The sequence below is a fragment of the Pantoea sp. X-Soil-TKNS-1207 genome (assembly GCF_059730485.1).
Map to the genome: position 1 here is coordinate 3,678,735 of NZ_AP035958.1, position 23,059 is coordinate 3,701,793.

Annotated in this window: 17 protein-coding genes; 3 read left to right on the plus strand and 14 right to left on the minus strand. The window is 59.7% G+C overall.

Annotation, left to right across the window (positions count from 1 at the left end; genetic code table 11):
- Positions 1-17: 17 nt before the first annotated feature.
- Entirely contained in the window at positions 18-524 is a 507-nt protein-coding gene (gene ftnA, locus AC6I8V_RS17040; protein WP_497843403.1) for a non-heme ferritin, read from the plus strand.
- A gap of 108 nt (positions 525-632) precedes the next feature.
- Here ftnA and AC6I8V_RS17045 read toward each other — a convergent pair whose 3' ends face one another.
- Positions 633-2,993, minus strand: coding sequence for a glycoside hydrolase family 31 protein (locus AC6I8V_RS17045; protein WP_497843404.1), 2,361 nt, complete (start codon positions 2,991-2,993; stop codon positions 633-635).
- A gap of 11 nt (positions 2,994-3,004) precedes the next feature.
- Complete coding sequence (locus AC6I8V_RS17050) at positions 3,005-4,309, minus strand: MFS transporter (protein WP_497843405.1); 1,305 nt, start codon at positions 4,307-4,309, stop codon at positions 3,005-3,007.
- Between the two features lie 229 nt (positions 4,310-4,538).
- Between AC6I8V_RS17050 and AC6I8V_RS17055 the strand changes: the two genes are divergently transcribed.
- On the plus strand, positions 4,539-5,603 hold the full coding sequence (locus AC6I8V_RS17055; RefSeq protein ID WP_497843406.1) for a LacI family DNA-binding transcriptional regulator: 1,065 nt from the start codon (positions 4,539-4,541) through the stop codon (positions 5,601-5,603).
- A gap of 671 nt (positions 5,604-6,274) precedes the next feature.
- On the opposite strand, the gene AC6I8V_RS17060 is transcribed toward AC6I8V_RS17055, so the two are convergent.
- The 11 genes from AC6I8V_RS17060 to AC6I8V_RS17110 form a co-directional block, all read right to left on the minus strand.
- On the minus strand, positions 6,275-9,124 hold the full coding sequence (locus AC6I8V_RS17060; protein WP_497843407.1) for a sensor domain-containing protein: 2,850 nt from the start codon (positions 9,122-9,124) through the stop codon (positions 6,275-6,277).
- Between the two features lie 167 nt (positions 9,125-9,291).
- On the minus strand, positions 9,292-10,410 hold the full coding sequence (locus AC6I8V_RS17065) for an MBL fold metallo-hydrolase (protein ID WP_497843408.1): 1,119 nt from the start codon (positions 10,408-10,410) through the stop codon (positions 9,292-9,294).
- Positions 10,398-12,140: an ABC transporter permease gene (locus tag AC6I8V_RS17070; protein ID WP_497843409.1), complete on the minus strand. Its 1,743-nt coding sequence runs from the start codon at positions 12,138-12,140 to the stop codon at positions 10,398-10,400. The genes AC6I8V_RS17065 and AC6I8V_RS17070 overlap by 13 nt, the downstream gene beginning before the upstream one ends.
- Before the next feature lie 2 nt (positions 12,141-12,142).
- On the minus strand, positions 12,143-13,144 hold the full coding sequence (locus AC6I8V_RS17075) for an ABC transporter substrate-binding protein (protein ID WP_497843410.1): 1,002 nt from the start codon (positions 13,142-13,144) through the stop codon (positions 12,143-12,145).
- A 14-nt stretch (positions 13,145-13,158) separates the two neighbouring features.
- Positions 13,159-14,226, minus strand: coding sequence for an ABC transporter ATP-binding protein (locus AC6I8V_RS17080; protein WP_497843411.1), 1,068 nt, complete (start codon positions 14,224-14,226; stop codon positions 13,159-13,161).
- Between the two features lie 73 nt (positions 14,227-14,299).
- Positions 14,300-16,021: a bifunctional ornithine lipid synthase OlsF gene (gene olsF / locus AC6I8V_RS17085; RefSeq protein ID WP_497843412.1), complete on the minus strand. Its 1,722-nt coding sequence runs from the start codon at positions 16,019-16,021 to the stop codon at positions 14,300-14,302.
- Between the two features lie 171 nt (positions 16,022-16,192).
- A complete protein-coding gene (locus AC6I8V_RS17090; protein ID WP_497843413.1) occupies positions 16,193-16,897 on the minus strand; it encodes a proteasome-type protease in 705 nt (234 codons plus the stop codon).
- Positions 16,898-16,920: 23 nt separating this feature from the next.
- On the minus strand, positions 16,921-17,718 hold the full coding sequence (locus tag AC6I8V_RS17095; RefSeq protein ID WP_497843414.1) for a transglutaminase family protein: 798 nt from the start codon (positions 17,716-17,718) through the stop codon (positions 16,921-16,923).
- Positions 17,715-18,644, minus strand: coding sequence for an alpha-E domain-containing protein (locus AC6I8V_RS17100; RefSeq protein ID WP_497843415.1), 930 nt, complete (start codon positions 18,642-18,644; stop codon positions 17,715-17,717). Before AC6I8V_RS17100 ends, AC6I8V_RS17095 begins: the two co-directional genes overlap by 4 nt.
- Positions 18,638-20,077 (minus strand): circularly permuted type 2 ATP-grasp protein, encoded by a 1,440-nt coding sequence (locus tag AC6I8V_RS17105; protein WP_497843416.1) that lies wholly within the window; start codon positions 20,075-20,077, stop codon positions 18,638-18,640. Before AC6I8V_RS17105 ends, AC6I8V_RS17100 begins: the two co-directional genes overlap by 7 nt.
- 125 nt (positions 20,078-20,202) lie before the next feature.
- Entirely contained in the window at positions 20,203-20,820 is a 618-nt protein-coding gene (locus AC6I8V_RS17110; RefSeq protein ID WP_497843417.1) for a hypothetical protein, read from the minus strand.
- 263 nt (positions 20,821-21,083) lie between these two features.
- Between AC6I8V_RS17110 and AC6I8V_RS17115 the strand changes: the two genes are divergently transcribed.
- Positions 21,084-21,566, plus strand: coding sequence for a YlaC family protein (locus AC6I8V_RS17115; protein ID WP_497843418.1), 483 nt, complete (start codon positions 21,084-21,086; stop codon positions 21,564-21,566).
- Between the two features lie 36 nt (positions 21,567-21,602).
- Here AC6I8V_RS17115 and AC6I8V_RS17120 read toward each other — a convergent pair whose 3' ends face one another.
- On the minus strand, positions 21,603-23,054 hold the full coding sequence (locus tag AC6I8V_RS17120; protein ID WP_497843419.1) for an aminotransferase-like domain-containing protein: 1,452 nt from the start codon (positions 23,052-23,054) through the stop codon (positions 21,603-21,605).
- Positions 23,055-23,059: the final 5 nt, after the last annotated feature.

Here is a 23,059-nt window from a genome sequence, read left to right on the forward strand (position 1 = left end):
TAAAAAAGGAATCGGCCATGTTAACTGCTGAAATGACCGCACGTCTGAATGACCAACTGAATCTGGAATTCTTCTCTGCCAACCTCTACCTGCAAATGAGCGCCTGGTGCAGCGACAAAGGCTTTGAAGGCGCAGCCTCCTTCCTGAAAATGCATTCACGCGAAGAGATGGAACATATGCAGCGCCTGTTCGATTATCTGAGCGACACCGGTGCGCTGCCGGTGCTGGGCAGCATCGCGGCGCCGCCGATCAGCTGGAACTCACTGGCTGAGCTGTTCGAAGAAACGCTGAAGCACGAGAAGCTGATCACCAGCAAAATCAACGAGCTGGCGCACTCAGCCATGACCACGCAGGACTACTCAACCTTCAACTTCCTGCAATGGTATGTTTCTGAGCAGCATGAAGAAGAGAAACTGTTCAAAACCGTGCTGGATAAACTGGCGCTGGTAGGCAACAAAGGCGAAGGCCTGTTCCTGATCGACAAAGATCTGGGCCGCATGAACGCCGAAAGCCACGGCGCATAAGCCGCAACGGCCCACCTCGCGTGGGCCGTTTTGTTTTATCCCCTCTGACGACCGCCCGTTCCCCACAGACCTGCATCCTGAAGCAGTGACGGCGATTTTCGCGCGCGCTTAGCGGCTGAAGCGATCGCTTTTCACCCCGTTAATCCACAGTTCGCGTGTCTCTCCCGGCGGCAGCTGCACGCTGATGTCACGCCAGGCCGGCTGGTAATCTCCGCGCGTTGTCAGCGTCAGATCGAGGCGCGTATCGCTGCCGCTCAGCGTCCATGTGGTCCATAATGCGTGGCCTGCGCGCCAGCCGTGGCTTTCCCCGTCGTCATCAAACAACTCGCCGTGGCTGCGGGCTTCGCCCGGTGCGGGCCATAGCTGTAGCTCGCGCACGCTATCCTGCTGCGCATCGGTGGCGGTTTCACAACGCCCCAGCGGAATCGCCGCACCAGCACGCACCAGCAGCGGCAGACGATCCAGCGGCGCAGCCAGCGTGATGGTCTGGCCGCCCTGATACCACTGTCCGCTGTGCCAGTCGTACCAGCCGTGCGGGTTGCGCGGCAGATAAACCTCGCGCTGACGCGCCCCCGGCTCCACCACGCTCGCCACCAGCAAATCCCGCCCCAGCATAAAGTCGTCATTTTCCTGCCAGGTTACGCTATCTTCCTCATGATCGAGGAAAGTGGGGCGCAACATTGGCTCATCATCAGCGCTGGCCTGCCACAGCAGCGTGTAGAGATAAGGCAGCAGACGGTAGCGCAGGCGCATGGCGTCGCGGACCAGCGGCGTCACCGCCGGGTACATCCAGGGTTCGTTGACGGTGCGATCGTCATTCCACGAATGGATGGTGAAGCGCGGATGCATCACGCCGTTCTGCACCCAGCGTACCAGCAGCTCGGCGTCTGGCTTGTCCCCGGAAAAGCCGCCGACGTCATGACCAACGTTAAACAGCCCGGACAGGCTCATGCCCAGCCCCATGCGGATGTTGTAGCGCAACGTCTGCCAGCTGGTACGGTTATCGCCGCTCCAGGTTTGCACGTAACGCTGCATCCCGGCGCAGCCGGAACGGGAGATCAGATACGGACGCTTATCCGGCGCGAAACGCTGCTGGGCCTCCAGCGACGCGCGCATCATCAGCAGCGGCATCACCGGGCGGATATGTTTGATGGCAATCGGCTGACCAAAACCGTGGCAGCGCGCTTCGCCATCCCACACTTCATATTCGTTGTTGTCGTTCCAGGTGGCGTCAATGCCCTTTTCCAGCAGCTGGCGCGTGACATTCTCCTGCCACCAGCGCACCGCATCCGGGTGGGTAAAATCGAGGTGCGAACCTTCGTCATCCCAGAATACCGAGCGCTCCGGCTGATCCTGCTCTGAATCACGGATAAACAACCCGCGCTCCGCCACTTCGCCATAGCGCGGATGGTCCTGAAGCAGGCAGGGCTTGATATTGGCCGCCAGCTTAATGCCCGCCTGATGAAAGGCGGCGCTCATGCTTTCCGGCGACGGCACTTTGTCGTAGTTCCAGTTGAACACATAGCGCTTGTTGTTGATCGAGGTATAGCCGGAGGAGAGCTGGAAGGAGTCGCAGGGGATCTGATGTTCACGGCATAAACGGATAAACGACAGCAGCTGCTGCTGCGCATCCGGCGCATCGGTGTAATGCATGGTGGAGCCGCTGTAGCCAAGGCTCCATTTCGGCTGAAAAAGAGTACGGCCGGTGAGGCGCACAAAGGCTTTGGTGACATCCAGCACCTTCGGTCCCAACAGCAGGTAATAATCGAGGTCGCCCGCTTCGGCGCGATAGCGGCGGTACGGCAGATGGTAGTTATCCAGCTCGTTACCAAAATCGAGCCAGCTGCTGCTCAGATTGTCGTAAAACAGGCCGAAGCTGACGCCGGCGCGCTGGGTGATAGAGAACGGAATATGTTTGTACAACGGGTCGGTGCTGGCGGCGTTGTAGCCCATCGCATCAAGGTTACGCATCTCAAAACGGCGACCAGCACGATTGAGATCGCCGGTTTTTTCCCCCAAGCCATACACGCGATCGTCCGCCAGACGACGCTGATAATGCTCCACCCCATCACCGTGGGCATTCAGCAGATAAGCGCCGGTACGGCGATCCTCCGCCAGCGGCTGCCACTGCTGCCCGTCAAAATAGTCCCAGCTTAGCCACAGCGGCTGATGCACCGTGACGCGCAGCACGCTGCTGCCAAGACGCAGGCCCGATGCCAGTTGCTCCAGCTGATAAGGCGGCAGGCTGAAGCCCGCCAGCGATTCCCGATCGCGCCCCTCCCACGGCACATCCTCCTGCGGCGCAATGCTCCAGGTGCGGTTCAGCGCCAGCTGCCCCTCGCGCTTCAGCAGCACGCGCATCAGCCCGTCTTCCAGCACCATAATGCACAGCCGATGACGTTGCTCGACAAGCAGTTCAATGCCCTGCGCGGTCTGCTGCAACAGCGTCCAGTTTTTCAAAGTTTTCATGGTGTTCGTCCTTACGAATTCGCTTTACGACGTTCGGCAATAAACATCAGCAGAAAAATCGCGCCGATCAGGTCAAAAAAGCCCATAGCGATAAATAACGGGTTAAAGCCGAGGGTGTCGGCGGTGACGCCGATAATCAGGGAGAAGATAAAGCTGGCGATCCAGGCGCAGGAGCCACGCATCCCGTTGACCGTCGCCATTTGCTGGCGGTCAAAACGCTCCACCACTAACGCGCTGAGCATGCAGGAGATCACCTGATGGCCAAAGCCGCCGACGGCAATCAACGCAATCGCCAGATACGGATCTTTCACCAGCGTCATCAGCGCCAGCGCCAGCATCAGGAACGCGCCGGTGATCGAGCTGGCGACAATCGAGTTCACCCGCGTCAGACCGAACCAGCGGACATACAGGCGCGTCAGATAGCCGCTGGCGATGCTGCCGAGATCGGCGGCGAGGAAGGGCAGCCAGGCAAACATCACGATATGTTTCAGATCCATGCCGCGTTCGTTGGCGAGATACAGCGGCACCCAGAAACTCAGCACCGCCCAGGCCGGTTCCGCCAGAAAAGCCGGGATGGCGATGCCGTAGAATTTTTTCTGTTTCCCGATGACTTTCAGCGCGCTAAAGAACGGCAGCTTTGCCCCGCGGGTTTCGTTGTCCTGAATAATAAAGGCGCGCTCGTCATCACTGAGACGCGGATGGCTTTCCGGGCCGTGGTAACCCCACCACCATAAACCTACCCACAGCAGGCCAAGGCCGCCGCACAGCAGAAACGCCCCCTGCCAGCCAAAACTGATATGGGCGATATAGATAATTGGCGGAGCCAGCATCGCGCCAACAGAGAACCCTACCCCGGCCCATCCGGCGGCAACCGGTCGCTCTTTTTTCGGGAACCAGTCGCCAATCGCTTTGGCATTGGCGGGCGTGGCGGCCGCTTCCGACGCGCCCATCACAAAACGCAACAGCGCCAGCTGTAGCCAGCTACCGGCCCCGGCGTGCAGCAGGCAGGTGATGGACCACACCAGCGCGCAAATCAGGAAGCCCATCTTCAGGCCGATGACATCAATCAGCCAGCCGCACAGCGGCTGGAACAGGGTGTAAGCCAGCTGGAAGGCGGCCACCACCCAGGAGTAGTGTTCGGTACTCATATGCAGGCTGTTTTTCAGCTCGGGGGCGAGAATGCCCAGCGAGTTACGCGTGATGTAATTCACCGTCACGCCCAGCAAAAACAGCGCCAGCATCCACCAGCGTAAATGCCGCACCGCACGCTGCGTGCGTGACGCGGCCAGCGGTTTTGAACTTGATTCCACGCTCATCGTTTACTCCTGTCAGGGTGCGGGAGCACCTTCCTTCACATCGCCCAGGGCGTACTACGTGAACCCACCCCGACGTTAAAAAAGCCTGAAACGTGGCACCAGCCACTTTTTTGCAACTTTTTTCATGGCAGAGTCGTTTTTTTGTCGTTTATGCCAAATTTTCCAGAACGGATGCGATTCAGCTACTGATGAAAAATTTTTCATTTGGCGATTTGAAGGCGATCACAGAATGAAGCAAAAGCTCAAAGTGAGTGAAATTGCGGCGCTAAGCGGCGTCTCCATCAGTACCGTTTCACGCGTGCTGGCGGGTAAAGCCAACACCCGACCAGCCACCCGCGACAAGGTGCTGGCGGTGGCACAGCAGCAAGGGGTGCTGGATAACCTGCATCAGGGGCGTTTGCTGCTCAATCAATTGATGGTGTTTGCCCCACCGCGCGCTTTCGACGTCCGCAGCGACATTTTTTACTACAAGGTGATTCAGGGCATCAGTCAGGCGCTGAGCAGCCATGAAGTGCGGCTACGTTTTTGCCCGCTGGCGGAGGTGGAGAGCGATGCGGCGCTGTTTCAGGAGAAGATGCAGCAGGCCGATGCGGCGCTGCTGGTCGGTATTGATGATGGTTATATCCACCAGCTGGCGGCAGACCTCGGCAAGCCCTGCGTGCTGATTAATGCGCTGGATCGCAGTATGCGGCTGTCATCGGTGTCGCCGCATCACCAGCTGATTGGCGAATGCTCCGCGCGTTACCTGTTTGATCAGGGGCATCGCGACATTCTGACGCTGCACTGCCTGCGCCGTCACACCATGGAGCTGCGCTTACAGGGGGTCCGTGATGCGTGGCAGGCAATGAATCTGACGTTCGATCCGGCCCGTCATTTGTTGCCGCTGGAGAGTTTTGCTGCCAGCGAAACGACGCAGCGTCTCGCTGAATTTTTGCAGCACTGCCCGGCGGCGCAGCGGCCGACCGCAATTCTGGCGGGGGGTGATTTTATTGCAGCCGGGGCGGTGGCCGCCTTACAGCAGGCCGGACTGCGCGTGCCCCAGGATGTGTCGGTGATGAGTATGGATGGCTTTAATCTGGCCGCGATTCACGATATTCCGCTGACATCGCTCCAGGTGCCGCGCGATGAGCTGGGCGAAGCGGCGGTACGGCTGTTGCAGCAGCTGCGGTTGCACCCGTCATCGCCACCGGGCAGCCTGTTGCTGCACGGTAAACTGGTGGTACGCGATTCGGTGCGCCGCATCCGCAGCAATCAAAGCCATGCGCCGGTGCAGCAGCACGGTTTGTATGATTAAACCCGGTGCGCATAAATGCGCACCCTACATCGCAGGGTCGGCATTTATGCCGACCTGGTTCATAACCGCACGCTTTGTATGATTAAACCCGGTGCGCATAAATGCGCACCCTACATCGCAGGGTCGGCATTTATGCCGACCTGCTTCATAACCGCACGCTTTGTATGATTAAACCCGGTGCGCATAAATGCGCACCCAACATCGCAGGGTCGGCATTTATGCCGACCGGGTTCATAACAGCACGGTTTGTATGATTAAACCCGGTGCGCATAAATGCGCACCCTACACCGCAGGGTCGGCATTTATGCCGACCTGCTTCATAACCGCACGGTTTGTATGATTAAGCCCGGTGCGCATAAATGCGCACCCTACATCGCAGGGTCGGCATTTATGCCGACCGGGTTCATAACCGCACGCTTTGTATGATTAAACCCGGTGCGCATAAATGCGCACCCTACACCGCAGGGTCGGCATTTATGCCGACCTGCTTCATAACCGCACGGTTTGTATGATTAAACCCGGTGCGCATAAATGCGCACCCTACACCGCAGGGTCGGCATTTATGCCGACCGGGTTATAACCGCACGGTTTGTATGATTAAACCCGGTGCGCATAAATGCGCACCCTACACCGTAGGGTCGGCATTTATGCCGACCGGGTTAATATGCTGCTTACACCAGCGTCTTCAGACGCAGCTCCGACGGCTGCGGGCGGCCGAAGAGATAGCCCTGGAACAGGGTACAACCCTCTTCGCGCAGCTTCGCGAACTGCTCGCTGCTCTCCACGCCTTCCGCCGTGATCTGGATATCGAGACTGCGGCTCATGCCGGTGATGGCGCGGATAATCGCCAGCGCCTCGCGGCTGTCGCCCATATCGTTGATAAACGACTTGTCGATTTTGATCTTGTCGAACGGGAAGGAACGCAGATAGCTAAGGGATGAATAGCCGGTACCGAAATCATCCAGCGCAATCTGCACCCCCAGCGCCTTCAGGCTTTGCAGGATGCGGATATTGCCGAGGGTATCGTCCAGCAGCACCGATTCGGTGATCTCCACTTCAAGACGGTGCGGCGCCAGTCCGGACTCTTGCAGCGCGCTTTCCACCACCGACACCAGCGAGCTGTTCTTGAACTGCAACGGCGACAGGTTGACCGAGACCGATTGCTCCCCTTCCCAGCTCGCCGCTTCGCGACAGGCTTCATACAGGGCGTAGGCACCCAGCAGGTGGATCAGCCCGGTCTCTTCGGCGATCGGGATAAAATCATTTGGCATGATCAGCCCTTTGATCGGGTGATGCCAGCGCATCAGCGCTTCGTAGCCAATGATCCCTTTGTCGTTGCCATCGGTGATCGGCTGATAATACAACTTCAGCTGACGGCCGCTGATGGCATCACGCAGATCGTTTTCGATCACCCGACGACTGCGCGCCAGGTCATCCATCTCCAGCGTGAAGTGCTCATAGCGGTTGCGGCCATTGCGCTTGGCTTCGTACAACGCCATATCGGCGCAACGCAGCATATGTTCCGGGGTGTTGACAGCCTGTGAGCTGAGTGCGATACCGACGCTCAGCCCCACCGAAAGGTTGTGCCCTTCCACATTCACCGGCGGACGAATCGCCTCGATCAGGCGCTGCGCCACCACCGCCGCTTCGTCTGGGTTACGGATATTCGGCAGCACGATGGCAAACTCATCCCCGCCGATACGCGCCAGGGTGTCATGGTCGCGCAGCACATTGCGCAGACGCTTCGCCACCGAACGCAGCAGTTCATCACCGATCTGATGGCCCAGCGCGTCGTTAACGTTTTTGAAGTTATCCAGATCGAGACACAGCGTCGCGGTGATCTGCGTGCTCTGATTATCGACGCGCAACGCTTCACTCAGTTTCTGGCGGAACAGGATACGGTTGGGCAGGCTGGTGAGGTTGTCGTGATGCGCCATATGATGGATACGCGCATCCACCTCACGCTGGTCGGTAACGTCTTCGACAATCAGCATGACAAAGTTCTGACGCAGATCCTTGCCCGCGATGGTGGTGGCGCGGGTATGCAGAATGCGCTCGCCGCTGGCGGTGAGCAGCAGCTGTTCGCGGGTATGAATACCTTCGCTGCGCAGCGCGATATCCGCCAGGCTGTTGAAATAATCGCTCAGCTCCGCCGACATGCATTCGTGCGGGCGTTTATGCATGATCAACATCTTATTGATGCCAAACAGCTGCTCGGCTTTGTCGTTGACCATCAGGATCTCGCGGCTGATGGCATCTTCGACAATCACGCAGGATGGGATATGGGTGATGATGGTATCGAGGAATTTCGACAGCTCAGACGCTTTGGCGCTCTGCGCTTCGGCCAAATCCCGTGCGCGCAGCAGTTGCTGTTCATGTTCACGACGTTCGGTGATATCGCGGGTAATTTTGGCGAACCCAATCAGGCGGCCTTCCTCATTGTGGATGGCATCAATCACTACATGCGCCCAGAAGGCAGAACCGTCTTTGCGATAGCGCCAGCCCTCATCCTCAAAACGACCGGTTTTCAGCGCAATACCGAGATTGGCATCCGGCGCGCGAGCCTGTCGTTCCTGAGAACCGTAAAACACCGAAAAATGCTGGCCGACAATCTCAGCGGCGCGATAGCCTTTGGCACGCTGAGCGCCCGCATTCCAGTTCACCACTATGCCCTGCACATCCAGCATGTAAATGGCGTAATCCCTGACGCCTTCCACCAGCAGGCGGAAGGTTTTTTCCTGCTCGCGCTGCGCGCGTATCATCACCTGCTGCTCGGTGCAGTCGCGGGTAATTTTGGCGTAGCCGATCAGCTTACCGGCGTCATCGCGAATCGCATCAATGATCACATGCGCCCAGAAGGCGCTGCCATCTTTGCGGTAGCGCCAGCCTTCATCTTCGAAGCGACCGGTTTTAAACGCGATGCTAAGGTTCTTTTCCGGCGTGTGATTCAGGCGATCCTGGGCGCTGTAGAAGCGGGAGAAGTGCTGGCCGACGATCTCCTCGGCGACGTAACCTTTGGCGCGTTGCGCACCGGCATTCCAGTTTTCGACGTTGCCGTCGAGGTCCAGCATATAGATGGCGTAATCAGTGACGCCCTCCACCAGCAGGCGAAAGCGCTCTTCCTGCTCGCGCTGTTTCCGTTGCTGCTCCTGCTGTTGCGTGCAGTCGCGGGTAATTTTGGCGAATCCCAGCAGTTCGCCATACTGATCGCGGATGGTGTCGATAATCACATGCGCCCAGAAGGCGCTGCCATCTTTCCGGTAACGCCAGCCTTCGGTTTCATAGCGCCCGTTGGCGTTCGCGCTGGCTAAACCGCGCTGCGGAACACCGTTTTTACGATCTTCCTCGCTAAAGAACAGCGCGAAATTCCTGCCAACAATTTCTTCAGATGTGTAGCCTTTCGCGCGTTGCGCCCCGGCGTTCCAGCTCGCCACGGTGCCATCCGGCTTGAGCATGTAGATGGCGTAATCAAGCACGCTCTCCACAAGCAACCGGTACATGACGTCAGAATTATTATCCATTGTTATTTGCCTATTTCTGGCCTGGTGTCGCCTGGTTTCCCAGGAAAATTCTTAATTACTCTGCAGACTTAATAGCAAATACGCAGCGTTGACAAGCGCTATCGGCCCACAGGCAAAAGTTGGTAGTTTGGTTATCGGCAATGGCGAGAAATTGTTCAGCGGGATACTCAATTAATTATGCTGCGTTGACGGTGTTCCAGCGGGAAACGCGGGCTATCCTGGTGACATGCGAGGGGAATCTGTAGCTGCCAGCAGAGCGGCGTCAGGCTGGCGAGGCGTTCACACTGCGACGGCGCGACAAAAGCAGGGATTACCCGCTGCGCGGCGGTTTTACTGATCAGCCACAGCTGATCGTCCAGCGGCGGATGGACATTCCACGGCAGCCAGCGCGCCTGGCGCGCGGCGAGCAACCCGGCGGCGCGCGTGCCGGGCGCGACGTGGCTGCTGAAAATCAGCTGGAAACCCGGCTGCTGGCTCAGCTGCGCCGCCAGCCCGCTATCGGCCACCGCATCGGCAGCGACAATGACGCTCTGCGGCAGCCAGTGCTGCGGCTGCGGTTGCTTCAGCAGACGCAACAGCGCCAGAGCCGCGCTGGCAGGTAGCTTATCCAGCGCCAGCAGTTGCGTCACTTCGCTGCGGATCTGCGGACACAGCTGCACGATTAAACCTCGCGCCACCAGTTGCAGCGCCACTTCCGGCCCCCGGCCATGGGTCGGGACCGCCACCACCGCGCCGGGTGCCGCCGCCTCGGCCAACGCATCCATCTGCTCGCTGAGACGCTGCGTCCGATCGCCATAGGAGGCATCGGTAATCAGCAACTGCGCTCGCGGCGGACAGTCGAACGGCAGCAGCAGGGATTCACGGCTCCAGTCGCCCATATAGGTGATGCCGCCCGCCACCGGCAGATGCAGCCATACCGAACCGGGGGAATGGCCGCTGCGGCCGGTAAACAGATTGAGCGGGCCGATGGCGATCTGGCCGCGCAACGGCAGCAGACGCCGGGCATGCATCGGCACCGGCGCATCCGGCAGTTGCAGCCAGGTGGTTTCGGTGGCGTACACCAGCGGCGAACCGATGCGTGCCCAGCAATCCAGCGAGGCGGCATGATCGCCATGGGAATGGGTCAGGCACAGCGCATCCACCTGTCCAATCGCGGCGATATCCGGGCGAACGCCGGGCTGCGGACCGGCACCTAAATCCCACAGCAGCCGATAGCCATCAATCTCCAGCAAAAACGCCGCCGGCAGTTTGCCGCCGACGCCGCTAATCGCGGTTACGCCTGCCACGGTAATACCCCCTGCGGCAGTCGCCGCGTCAGCCGGGTGGCCACTGCCATCAGCAGGCATACCACCACGATCATCAGACAACCGACCGCCGCGGCCAGCGACGCCGAACCGCCTTCATCGAGAAAGACGATGGTGGGGCCGATGGTCTGGGTTTGTGACGTGACCAGCAGCACCGAAACCTGGATTTCATTCAGCGCCGTCAGGAATACCAGCACCGCTCCGGCCAGCGCCGAGGGTGCCGCCAGCGGCAGCAGAATATCGCGCATCCGGCGCAGGAATCCGGCCCCGCACAGACGCGCCGCTTCATCCAGCGCCGGTTCCAGCTGGGCGAACCCCGCCAGCGTCGGGCGCAGCACCAGCGCGAGGAAGTTCGCCAGATAGGCGGCGAGGATGATCCACACCGTGCCATACAGCGAGACGTCAATCAGCGGCAGCGGGCGCAGGAAGAACAGCAGCGCCGCAACGCCGGTGACGATGCCCGGCAGCGCGTAAGTCAGTTCGCTCGCCAGCCACAGGCCGCGCACCAGCCGCGTACGGCGCCAGCTGAGAAAATAGGCCAGGAACAGCGCCATCAGCGTCAGCACCAGCGCGCTCAGGGTGGTGAGGCCGAGGCTGGTCATAAAGGCATTGCGCACCGCCGGATAGCCCCACAGCGCGGCACGGAAGTTCTCCAGCGTCAGGGTCTGCCAGGTCAGCGCCTGGCCGTAACCGTGGGTCAGCGCGGTGATCAGCAGCGCACTGACCGGTAACAGCAGGGTCAGGCCCATCCACAGCCACGCCAGCCCCTCAACCGCGCGGCGCGCACGGCCCAGCGGCTGCTGCCACAGGCGCGGCGCGCCGCTGACGCGCACATCATGCCGTCCGCCGAGCCAGGCGCTGAGGCCCATGCCCGCGAGGGTAATCGCGGCAATCAGTAACGCATACACGGCGGTATTCGGCAGCGCGCCGGGACCAATGCCGTTCAGCTGCTGGTACACCAGGGTGATCAGAGTCGGCACCCGCGCCGGAATGCCGAGCATCGCCTGAATGCCGAAGTTGCCTGCGGCGGCGACAAAGGTCAGCGCCGCACCGGCAAAAATCGCCGGGCGCGCTAACGGCAAAATGATGGTGAACAGCACGCGCCAGCGCGAGGCGCCGCTGACCTGCGCCGCTTCCACCAGGTCGGCGGGTAAACGCCGCAGCCCGGCACGCACGGTGAGGAACACCAGCGGCGCGTTGTGCATACCGAGCAGCAGCACAATGCCGCTGAGGGAGTAGAGCGGCTGCTCGCCGGGGGCAAACCACGGCAGGCCCAGCCAGGCAAACAGCAGCGCCAGCGGGCTGGAGGGCGCTAACGCCTGCAACCACGCTAACGCCGTCACCTGCGGCGGGATCATCAGCGGCAGGATAAAGGCAAACACCCAGGCGGTTTTGGCGCGCAGATTGGTCAGCGCCACCAGCCAGGCAGCCAGGGTGCCGAGCAACAGGGAGAGGGCCGTCGAGCTAAAGGCAATCAGCAGCGTATTGCCGGTGGCGATCAACACCCTTTCGCTCGCCAGCAGACGCAGCAGACGCGCCATATCCGGCACGCCCTGTGGAGCCACCGCCGTCCATACCAGCCGCAGCAGCGGTGCCACCGACAGTGACGCAATCAGCAGCACCATCAGCGCCAGAATGACCCCTTCGCTGCGCAGCCGCCAGCGTTGACCGCCGCGCGCCACGCTTCGCCATTCGTTGCTCAGCACGCTCATTGTCAGCCGCCAAACAGCTGGGTGAACTGATCGCGCACCTCAGCATCCTCGTCGATGGCTTTCGCCACATCCGGCGTCAGCAGCTTGATCTGGTTGATCGGCGTAAAGCCCGCCGGTGCCGACACGCGATCGTCCACCGGACGGTTGCCCTGCTCCACCACCAGTTTCTGGCCCTGCTCCGACAGCATAAAGTTGACGAAGGCTTTGGCCGCAGGCAGGTTGTGCACCGTCTTCATGATCGCCACCGGCTCGGTGACGTAAGAGACGCCCTCTTTCGGATAGACCAGATCGACCGGCGATCCTTTTTTCTTCGCGAGGATCACATCGGCATCGGTGATCACGCCATATTTATCCAGCCCGCTGGCCACCGCTTTCAGCGCCGGGCCATTGCCGCCCTGCGGCGCGACGCCAATGGCCGCCAGTTTTTTGTAGAAGTCCCAGCCGATATCCGGCGTGTTGATGTCGGTATGCAGCTTATACAGCGCCGCGCCGGAGTAGAGCGGGCTGGGCATGGCGATCTGGCCTTTATTGGCGTCCACCGCCAGCGCGTTCCAGCTGTCGATCGGTTTGGCATGTTGGGTGTTATAAGCGATCACCGTGGAGATGATTTTGGTGCCAAAGAAGGTTTTGTCTTTGTCATAGAAGGAGGCATTGATATGGCTGACTGGCGCATCCTGGTAGCTGTAGAGCTGGTTTTCTTTCTTCAGCGCGCCAAGGTTGATGGCATCAGCAATCAGCAGCACGTCCGGCTTCGCCTGGCCGCTCATCATCTCGGTGCGCAGCACGTTCATCAGCTGAGTGGTGCCGTTACGCGTCCACTCCACCTCAATATTCGGGTAAGCGGCTTTAAACGCATCAATGGTTTGCTGCGCGATTTCCGGCGCTTGCGAGGTGTAGACCACCAGCTTGCCTGACGGGGTTGCGTCAGCCTGGCTGGCGGCAGAAAGCAGTAATCCACTGGTGAACAACACAACTTTTAACGAGGTGCGCATAGCCTTTTCCATGAGTCAGGTGATTGTTATGAAGGAAGAATCCAGCCGTCGCGCACTGCCACACCCACGGTGGCATCGGCAACGGGTATCGGGCCATCTGCCAGCATCAGCGTCAGGCCGCACTCGGGCGCGTCCAGCGGCATCAGGTTGAGCTGATGGTGGCCGCCACGATAAATCACGCGCTGCACGCGCGCGGCAAACTGCGCTTCACCCGGCAGGGCGAGGCGAAAATCAGCCGCATGAAAACTGGCTTTGCCATAAGGCTGAGGCGACTGCTGGCGGGCGCACCGCAGGACGACGCGCAGGCCGCACAGCGTGGCGTACGCCCGACCATCGCCGAGAGGTTCGATATCGCGCACCGGCAGCACTTTGCCATCATCAATAAAAGTGGCCACCATCTCGTTCGCCGGTTCGCGCCACAGGGTTTGCGGCGTGGCGAACTGCATCACGCGGCCGCCATCCATCACCACGATGCGATCGGCCAGCGCCATCGCTTCGTGCTGGTCGTGGGTGATATACAGCAGGGTGGCATGGCTATGACGATGGAAGCGGCGGAACTCCTCTTCCATGGTGGCGCGCAGATGCACATCGAGGTTGGCGAGCGGTTCATCCAGCAGCACCAGCGACGGTTGCGCCACCAGACAACGCGCCAGCGCCACGCGCTGACGCTGACCACCGGAGAGATCAGCCGGACGGCGCGCGGCAAATGGCTCCAGCCCGACCAGCGCCAGCGCCTGCTGCGTGCGGCGCTCACGCTCGCTGCGTGCCACGCCGTTGACTTTCAGGCTGTATGCCACGTTCTCCGCCACCGTCATATGCGGCCACAGGGCGTAGCTCTGGAATACCACGCCGAGCTGACGCTCCTCGGGCGGCAGATGCAGGCCGGGCGCGGCAAAGCAGCGCTCACCGACATGGATCTCACCGGCGTCGGCGGTTTCAAAGCCCGCCAGCAGACGTAACAGGGTGGTTTTGCCGCAGCCGGAGGGGCCAAGTACGGCGATAAATTCTCCCTGCGCAATATGCAGGGAGATGTCATGCAGGACCGGCTGTGCAGCGAAGGATTTGCACAGTCCGCGAAGGGTAATTGCCGCCATCGATTCTGGCCTTTATCTGACTGTCCGGCCAAGACCCTACCACACACATGATGACAGCGTCGTGACACCGGACTTAGCTTTGCACGCCAGCGTCCGCCAGATGCATGGCGATATAGCGCTCGTAGCGCGCGGCTTTGACGCGCGTCAGATCGACCAGCACCAGGCCATCAATACAGTGGTTGAAATCGGGATCGCTACCAAAATCAATAAACTGTACCCCGCCCGGTTCGCACAGCTCGGAATATTGTTTGTACAGCGTGGGAATGGCGGTGCCGAGGTTGCCCAGCAGATGCTTCAGGCGGCGTAAATCTTCCTGATAGTTATCGCCGGTAAACTGCGCCAGCACTTCCGGCAGCGAGGCCGGATAGGGACGGCGCGAGGTCGCCAGCGGCAGTTCGGTGGGGAAATAGAGGCGATAAAACGCCACCAGCAGATCGCGCGCCGCCAGCGGCATACCGCCGGAGATCGAGACCGGGCCGAACAGATAGCGGGTTTCCGGGTAGCGGGCGAGGTAAGCCCCAATCCCCATCCACAGGTAATCCAGTCCGCGTTTGCCCCAGTAAGCTGGCTGAATAAAGCTGCGTCCCAGCTCCAGCCCCTGACGGATAATCGGCAGCATACGTTCGTCGTAATGGAACAGGCTGTCGCTGTAGATGCCTTCAAGGCCGCGTCGCTCCAGCTGCTCGGCGCCGGGGATAAAACGGTAGGCACCGACAATCTCCAGCTGCGCGTCATCCCACAGGATCAGGTGATAGTAATCATCATCGTACTTATCCAGGTCGCGCCGTTTGCCGCTGCCTTCGCCCACCGCGCGGAAGGCGATTTCACGCAGGCGGCCCAGCTCACGCAGCAGCGGCACCCAGCTGGCGCCGTTGCGGCGCCACAGGTAGATCTGCTTACCATCCGGCAGCGTGCCGAGTCGTTCACTCTCCAGCAGCGCTTTTTTCAGCTCGGCGCGATCTTCCGGACGGGCAATCGCCGCCTCCGTCTGAAACAGGCCGCGTCGTCCCTGGCCGATACGATACAGGTGCTTACGCAGCCGCTTCGCCAGCTCTTTGCCCGGCGTGTGACCGTCGTGCCAGTGGGCAAAGGGGATCTGCTCGCCGATATGCAGTTTGATGCGTGACCCGCGCTGGCGGAACATTTCGCGCACCAGCATCAACAGTGCCAGCGGCGGCGCGATATTGGCGGCGGCATAAAACGCCGTGCTGTTGCGCCCCTCAACGTGGACCGGCACCAGCGGCGCACGGGCGCGCGCGGCAAGGCGCAGGAAACTGTGATGCCAGCGCCGGTCGCGTACCCCGCGGCTGGTGAGCCGTGACACTTCCCCGGCCGGGAAGATGATCAGGGCGCCCTGATTGTCGAGGTGCTGCTGCATCCGCGTCAGCTGTTCCCGGCTGGTGCGGTTGCCCATGTTGTCCACCGGCAGCATCAGGCTGTTAAGCGGCTCCAGCATCATCAACATGCGGTTGGCGACGATTTTCACGTCGCGGCGCACCTGCGAAACCGCCGCCAGCAGCGCCAGGCCATCCAGCGCGCCCAGCGGGTGGTTGGCGACAATCACGACCGGGCCGTGGGTGGGGATCTGCTCCAGATCGCGTTCGCTGAGATCGCATCGCACGTCGAGGTGTTCCAGCACCTGCTCCACCATATCCACCCCTTGCAGGTGGCGATAGCGCGCGGCAAATTGCTGAAATTCGTTTTCCCGCAGCGCCCATTTCAGCAGACGTTTCTGCCAGCCTGCGGGGTGGTGTTGTGGCCAGTAAGTATTGAGAACCTGTTCAACAGAAAACATTTTTTCACCTTCTTATGTGCGGCGGTTTATGGCCCGAAGGTAAAACGCGTTGTTTTCAGATTTATGACGTAAGGATGCGGTTTAAAAGATGCGCAATAAATTGCGCCGCTACGGGCCGAAGCGTTGAATGTAGCGGCACGATTTATCGTTATCGCGCGGGTGTGCGGGAAATTACAATTTCAACGGCGGCAGCTGCGAGAACACGCTTAACAACCCTTTGCTCCACAACTGGCGAATCTGCGAAAAATAGGGATGCTGGTCGGTGATGTGGTACTGCTCGTTGTCGCTAAAACTGTCGCTGTGATAGATCATCACATCAAGCGGCAGCCCCACCGAAATGTTACTCGCCAGGGTGGAGTCCATTGAGATCAGCGCGCACTGCATCGCCTGGCTGAGCGGAGTTTCATAACGCAGCACGCGGTCAATAATCGGCTTGCCATATTTGCTTTCGCCAATCTGGAAATAGGGCGTATCGACGCTGGCTTCAATAAAATTGCCCTGCGGATAGATCTGGAACAGCCGCGGTTCTTCACCGCGGATCTGGCCGCCGAGCAGCAGCGTGCCGCCAAACTCTTCACCATCGCGCTTAATCACGTCGCGCAGCATCTCCCCCACCAGCAGCGCAATGTCGTACAGCGACCGTCCGTTAAGAAGATTGGGCTGATCGCTGTCGTCACAGCCACGCCGCAGCAGGCTCATCACGCTTTGCGTCGTGGCGAGGTTGCCAGCGCTTTGCAGCACCAGCGTGCGTTCATCATCCACCTGAAACACATGCAGCTTACGAAACGACGAAATATGGTCGACACCCGCATTGGTGCGAGAGTCGGAAACAAAAATCATCCCTGATGATAAACGCATTGCCACACAATAAGTCATAGTCACGCCTGCAAAGAGAATTACTACTGCGAATGCACCTGGTGCACCGCGGCCACCGCCAGCATATCTTCACCCCCGCCGCCCAGACGCATACCGCGCACCGGACAGGCATCGAGATAATCCACACCCACCGCCAGCCTTAAATGCTGCCGGGTACTGCGCGTGTTGTTGGTGATATCAAAGCTGTGCCAACTGCCATCCACCCAGGCCTCAACCCAGGCATGAGTGGCAACGTGTTCGACATTGTCAGTATAGAGATAACCGCTGACATAACGCGCCGGAATCCCCAGACTGCGACAGCAGGCAAGAAATACGTGGCTGTGATCCTGGCAAACGCCAGAGCCGGCGGCAAATACTTTCGCAGCGGTATCACTCACCTCGGTGCTGCCGGGTTGATAAGGCATTTTCAGCAGCAGTTCGCCCATCAGTTTTTCCAGGCTGACAAGCGGCGCTTCCGGCCGCCAGTAGCGCTGAGCGAAATCACGGATGGCGCCATCCGGCAGAGTCAGCGGCGTGGCGCGCAGGAAAATCAGCGGCGACAGGCTGCAATCGGGATCGGCGGCCATTTCGCCATCATCCAGGATCTCCACCACGCCGCGCGCGGCAATTTCCAGCATCTGGTGCGGCGTATCCAGCGTCAGCACATGCATCACGTTGCCGTAAGCGTCGACGGTGCGCGTGGCCTCGCACGGCAGCGCCAGCTCCCATGACAGAATTTGCTGATGCACCGAGTTTTGCGGCGTCAGGCGCAGATACTGGGTGCTGAGTTTCACCTGATGTTCATAGGCGTACCAGGTTTTGTGCTCAATGTTCAGTCTCATTTCGCCTCCAGATAGGTGTGATTGATGCTCTCGGCCAGTGCGTTGATGTTTTCCAGGAAGTGATTCAGCCAGTTGTCCAGACCATCGCGCGTCAGGCTTTCCCAGGTGCTGAAACGCATTTCGGCCAGCAGCACGGTGCTCAGATAGCGCGGACGATCTTCGCCGCTGCTGCCGATCTGCTCCAGCTGGGTGGCGATCTCTTCAATGCAGGAGTGCAGCGATCGCGGACTTTCGCTGCGCAGCACCAGCATCTCGTTGACCAGATCCGGCATCAGCTGCTGTTTGAAAATGGCGTTGTACGCCTCGCGCGCCGACACCGCGCGCAGCAGGGTGTCGAGGCAATAATATTCACGCACCGAATCGGGATGCTGCTCCAGCAGCAGCTGGTTCACGCTCAGCAGACGCGCGGTGCCATCAGCGCGCTCCATCAGGGTACCGAGACGAATAAAGCTCATGGCGTCGCCGCGCAGCAGCGTGCCAAACATAGCGCCGCGAAACAGGTGCGAACGCTCTTTTACCCAGTCAAAAAAGCTGTCGGCGTTGGCGCTGCTGATGCCCGCCCGCCGCATTTTGCGGATCTCAATCCAGGTGGAGTTGATGCTCTCCCATACCTCCGAAGACAAACTGCCGCGCACCGCGTGGGCGTTGTTCCACGCCGACTGCCAGCAGCTGTAGATGCTGCTGGGGTTGCGTTCATCAAGGGCGAAAAAGTTGAACAGCTGCGACATGGTGAAACGCCCGTTGAGGGTTTCAAACAGCTGACGCGTGCCGGTGAGGTTGAGCGGCAATAGCAGCTCATCGCCGTGGCTGTTGCGCACCGGCATCAGCGATAGCCGGTTGGTCACATCCAACACCCTGGCGAGTTGTTCCGCGCGCTCCAGATAACGCGCCATCCAATAGAGGCCACTGGCCGTGCGGCTTAGCATGATGCGTCATCCTCCAGAACCCAGGTGTCCTTAGTGCCGCCGCCCTGCGACGAATTCACCACCAGCGAGCCTTCGGTCAGCGCGACGCGGGTTAAGCCGCCCGGCACCAGACGAATATCCGCTCCGCACAGGGCAAATGGCCGCAGGTCGATATGGCGCGGCGCCAGGCCGTTATCGATAAAGGTTGGACAGGTGGAGAGCGACAGCGTGTCCTGCGCGATGTAATTATCGGGGCGCGCCTGCAACCGCGCGCGGAAATCGTTCAGCTCCTGCTGGCTTGCCACCGGGCCAATCAACATGCCGTAGCCGCCCGCCCCGTGTACCTCCTTCACCACCATCTTGTGCAGATTGGCCAGCACGTAGGAGAGATCTTTCGGTTTACGGCACTGCCAGGTGGGGACGTTGTTGAGGATCGGTTCTTCGTCGAGGTAGAAGCGGATCATGTCCGGCACATAGGGGTAGATCGATTTGTCATCGGCCACCCCGGTGCCGATGGCATTCGCCAGCACCACGTTGCCGGCACGATAGACCGACAACAACCCCGGAACGCCCAGCATGGAATCCGGGCGGAACGCCAGCGGATCGAGGAAGGCATCGTCCACGCGACGATAGATCACATCGATCTTGCACGGCCCGGCGGTGGTGCGCATCATCACCGCGCCATCTTTGACGAACAGATCGGCGCTTTCCACCAGCTCCACCCCCATCTGCTGGGCGAGAAAGCTGTGTTCGAAATAGGCGCTGTTGAAACGTCCTGGCGTCAGTACCACCACCACCGGATCGTTAACCGGCGAGCTTTCGCGCAGCGTCTGCAACAGATGCGAGGGATAACGCTCCACCGGCGCCACATGCTGCTCGGCAAACAGCTCCGGGTAGAGGCGCATCATCATCTTGCGGTTCTCCAGCATGTAGGAGACGCCGGACGGGGTGCGCAGGTTATCTTCCAGCACGTAGTACTCGCCATCGTTGTTGCGCACCATATCCACGCCGACGATATGCGCGTAGATATTACGATGCAGATCAACGCCCTGCATACAGGGTTGATACTGGTCGTTGACCAGCACCTGCTCGGCCGGAATGATGCCCGCCTTCAGGATGTGCTGTTGATGATAGATATCGTGCAGGAAGGCGTTGAGGGCTTGCACCCGCTGGCGGATGCCGCGATCGAGCATGGCCCATTCACTGGCAGGAATAATACGCGGCACGCTGTCGAACGGAATCAGGCGCTCGGCGCCGCTGTCGTCGCCGTAGACGTTGAAGGTGATGCCCACACGATGAAACAAAAGTTCCGCTTCTTCGCGTTTACGCGCCACTGCCTCTTTGTCCGCCGCTTGCAACCATTCCCAGTAGTGCTGATAGTGAGCGCGGTACTGGCCGTCGCTCAACAACATCTCATCATAGAAGTGTGATGCTATCTGGTAGCTTTCTTTCATGATTTACCCGGCGCTTGTCAGAGGACCTGATTCCACTGCTGCACAAACTGTGCCAGGGGCGTGCGTCCTGTGTCGCACGCGCACCTTATCAGTGGCTTAGTGCCGGATTGTTGCGAAATTGCACCTTACTGGTGCATCAGCTGCGCAATGGGTATCCAGATTTCCGTCATTGCTCCCTCACCGCCGGTGAAAGGGTCGCGCTGTGGTATGGGTACGCGCTGAATCTGCGTCTGTGAGCTTCTCAGGAAGCGAGGTTCATCACGCAACGTTTCCGGCGATATCCCTTCAGGATAGGCGCCAACGGTGAAGAAATCCTCACTGGCATGGATCTGTTTATGGCCGACCCCGGCCGGGATCAGCACCGCATCCCCTTCACGCAGCGTTACCATACGGCCGCTGTCGCCGCCAAACAGCACTTCTGCCCAGCCCGCGCCGACGCCCAGTATTTCATGCGTGTTCGGGTGGTAATGGGTGTAGGGGAAGATCGGGTAACGCCACGCAGCGGGCCAGCCGTTGCGGGTAAAGGTGGCTTCAAACCAGGCGGCGGTTTCCTGGTGCTGCTCGTCATCCTCATCGTAATCCGGCGCGATGCCCGGCCAGATGATCAGCGGCAACGGATTGTTCGGCACCCCGCCAGACGGGGCGGATAACATTAAATGCTGCGGATTACTGGAGGCCCCTGCGGCAAAGGTGCCAGCGGCGAAAGACATCAGTAACAGCAGGCTGGAAGTGGAAGCAGTCATACTCTTTCTCCGGTTAGCCACGTTACTTAAGTGTGGCAAAGCCGGGTGGCATTGCAATGTGCGCCCGCCAACAAAATTCACATAAAATTATGATTTTTCTAACTAAAGCCAAATTAATGATTAACACATTTAACATTTTGGGCGGTCTGAATTTGTCGCGTTGGTCAGCGGGGGCAACTGTTATAAAAATTCTGCGGTGATCTGTCTCTGCCGCCCTTCTCTGTTACGTGGTTTACTGGCAGGCAGTGAAAGAGAGGTGAACCATGAACGCCATAAAACAAATCCTGCTTGATGAAATCGCCACGCTGAATCGTGAAGAACGCCGCGACAATTTGCCGCGCTTTAGCTTTTCCTTTCTGAAAAACCATCCGGGGCTGTGGGCCGCAATGTACCTGTGCTACGCGCTGTGCGTGGCGCTGATTTTCTCCACTGAGATGCTCGGCTGGCCAGCGTTCTGGTTTGCGACCGTGTTTGTGCTGGTGATGAGTTTTCTGATGCTGCTGGATATCAATCCGAAGTACCGTTTTGAGGATATCGATGCGCTGGATCTGCGCGTTTGTTACAACGGTGAGTGGTATTACATTCAGCCGGTGTCGCCACAGGGCATCACCAAAATTCTGGATAACCCCGGTACACCGGATCGCGTGCGCAGCGGCATTAATCGTCTGATGCAGCAGAAAGGTGAAGTGGATTTTTACGATGTTTATTATCTGACCTGGGGCCATCAGCAGGCAGCGCAGGTTTAGGTGCGGTTTTTGACCAGGTCGGCATTAATGCCGACCCTACGGTGCGATTGTAGGATCGGTATTTATACCAACCGGAAGCAAGGCTAATTCGCTGATTAATCTGCCTAACGTCTCCACCGCCGCCTCAGCGCGGGCATCCCACGGCCATGCCGTATTGAAGCGGAAGCAGTGGCGGAAATCCTCGCTGCTGGAAAATAATTGCCCCGGCGCAATGCTGATCCCCTGCTGCAACGCCTGATGATACAGCTGCGTGGTATTGATGCCGACTGGCAAAGCCACCCACAAAAAGTAGCCGCCGGGCGTATCGCTGATGCTGGCCTCGGCTGGCAGTACCCGGCGCAGCGCGGCACGCGCCAGTTGTTTCCGCTTGGCCAGCGTCTGCCGCAGCCGCTTCAGATGGCTGTCGTAGCTGCGGGTCGAGAGGAAATCGGCCAGCGCCAGCTGCATCGGGGCGCTGGTGGAGAGCGTACTCATAAGCTGGATGCGCTGGACGCGCTGCGCATGTCTCCCCGCCGCCACCCAGCCGATGCGGAAACCCGCCACGAGGTTTTTCGAGAAGCTGCCGCAGTGCAGCACATCCCCGGTGCGATCAAAGGCTTTGGCTGGCAGCGGTTTTTCGTCGCCGATCCACAGTTCGCTATACACATCGTCTTCAATCAGCGCCACGCCATAGCGCGCCAGCAGCGCCACCAGCTGCTCTTTGCGCGCATGGCTAAGGGTAAAGCCGAGCGGATTTTGTCGATTGGTCATCAGCCAACAGGCTTTCACCGGCCAGCGTTGCAGCGCCTGCTCCAGTTCGTCGAAATCAATCCCCTGCTCCACATCGCTGGCAACGGCGATGGCATTCAGTTTCAGACGTTCAATCGCCTGTAAGGCGCCGTAGAAGGAGGGGTTTTCGATCACCACCCAGTCGCCGGGTTCGGTGACCGCCTGCAAGCTAAGGTTGAGCGCTTCCATCGCGCCGTTGGTAATCACGATATCATCTGGCGAGATGGTGATGCCCTGCTGCGCATAGCGCTGGGCGAGGATCTTGCGCAGTTCGGCATTGCCAGGCGGCAGATTGTTCAGCGCATCGGTCGGTTTCAGGTTGTGGGAAACTTTCACCAGCGAGCGCATCAGCTGCCGCTGCGGGAACAGCTCCGGGTCAGGAAAGGCGGAGCCGAACGGCATAATGGCCGGATCGCGCGTGGCCTGTAGCACATCAAAAACGAAGCTGTTGGTATCGGTTTGTTCCGGGCGTTTGACGGTTTGCGTTGCCAGGCGCGGACGCGCAGCGGCGGCACGCGGAGCGATGTAGTAACCCGATTGCGGTTTCGACAGGAGCCAGCCCTGGCTTTCCAGCACTTCGTAGGCGTGCATCACCGTCATCAGGCTCAGGCCGGATTGATCGGCCTGCTGGCGCAGCGACGGCAGTTTTTCACCCGGTTGCCAGATATTGGCTTCAATTTGTGCGCGCAGTTGATCGACCAGCTGCTGATATTTCGCCACCGCAA

Excerpts from the sequence above, each read along its gene's own strand:
- ftnA (WP_497843403.1), top strand. The coding sequence starts at position 18 with ATGTTAACTGCTGAAATGACCGCACGTCTGAATGACCAACTGAATCTG.
- AC6I8V_RS17045 (WP_497843404.1), bottom strand. The coding sequence starts at position 2,993 with ATGAAAACTTTGAAAAACTGGACGCTGTTGCAGCAGACCGCGCAGGGC.
- AC6I8V_RS17050 (WP_497843405.1), bottom strand. The coding sequence starts at position 4,309 with ATGAGCGTGGAATCAAGTTCAAAACCGCTGGCCGCGTCACGCACGCAG.
- AC6I8V_RS17055 (WP_497843406.1), top strand. The coding sequence starts at position 4,539 with ATGAAGCAAAAGCTCAAAGTGAGTGAAATTGCGGCGCTAAGCGGCGTC.
- AC6I8V_RS17060 (WP_497843407.1), bottom strand. The coding sequence starts at position 9,124 with ATGGATAATAATTCTGACGTCATGTACCGGTTGCTTGTGGAGAGCGTG.
- AC6I8V_RS17070 (WP_497843409.1), bottom strand. The coding sequence starts at position 12,140 with ATGAGCGTGCTGAGCAACGAATGGCGAAGCGTGGCGCGCGGCGGTCAA.
- AC6I8V_RS17075 (WP_497843410.1), bottom strand. The coding sequence starts at position 13,144 with ATGGAAAAGGCTATGCGCACCTCGTTAAAAGTTGTGTTGTTCACCAGT.
- AC6I8V_RS17080 (WP_497843411.1), bottom strand. The coding sequence starts at position 14,226 with ATGGCGGCAATTACCCTTCGCGGACTGTGCAAATCCTTCGCTGCACAG.
- olsF (WP_497843412.1), bottom strand. The coding sequence starts at position 16,021 with ATGTTTTCTGTTGAACAGGTTCTCAATACTTACTGGCCACAACACCAC.
- AC6I8V_RS17090 (WP_497843413.1), bottom strand. The coding sequence starts at position 16,897 with ATGACTTATTGTGTGGCAATGCGTTTATCATCAGGGATGATTTTTGTT.
- AC6I8V_RS17095 (WP_497843414.1), bottom strand. The coding sequence starts at position 17,718 with ATGAGACTGAACATTGAGCACAAAACCTGGTACGCCTATGAACATCAG.
- AC6I8V_RS17100 (WP_497843415.1), bottom strand. The coding sequence starts at position 18,644 with ATGCTAAGCCGCACGGCCAGTGGCCTCTATTGGATGGCGCGTTATCTG.
- AC6I8V_RS17105 (WP_497843416.1), bottom strand. The coding sequence starts at position 20,077 with ATGAAAGAAAGCTACCAGATAGCATCACACTTCTATGATGAGATGTTG.
- AC6I8V_RS17110 (WP_497843417.1), bottom strand. The coding sequence starts at position 20,820 with ATGACTGCTTCCACTTCCAGCCTGCTGTTACTGATGTCTTTCGCCGCT.
- AC6I8V_RS17115 (WP_497843418.1), top strand. The coding sequence starts at position 21,084 with ATGAACGCCATAAAACAAATCCTGCTTGATGAAATCGCCACGCTGAAT.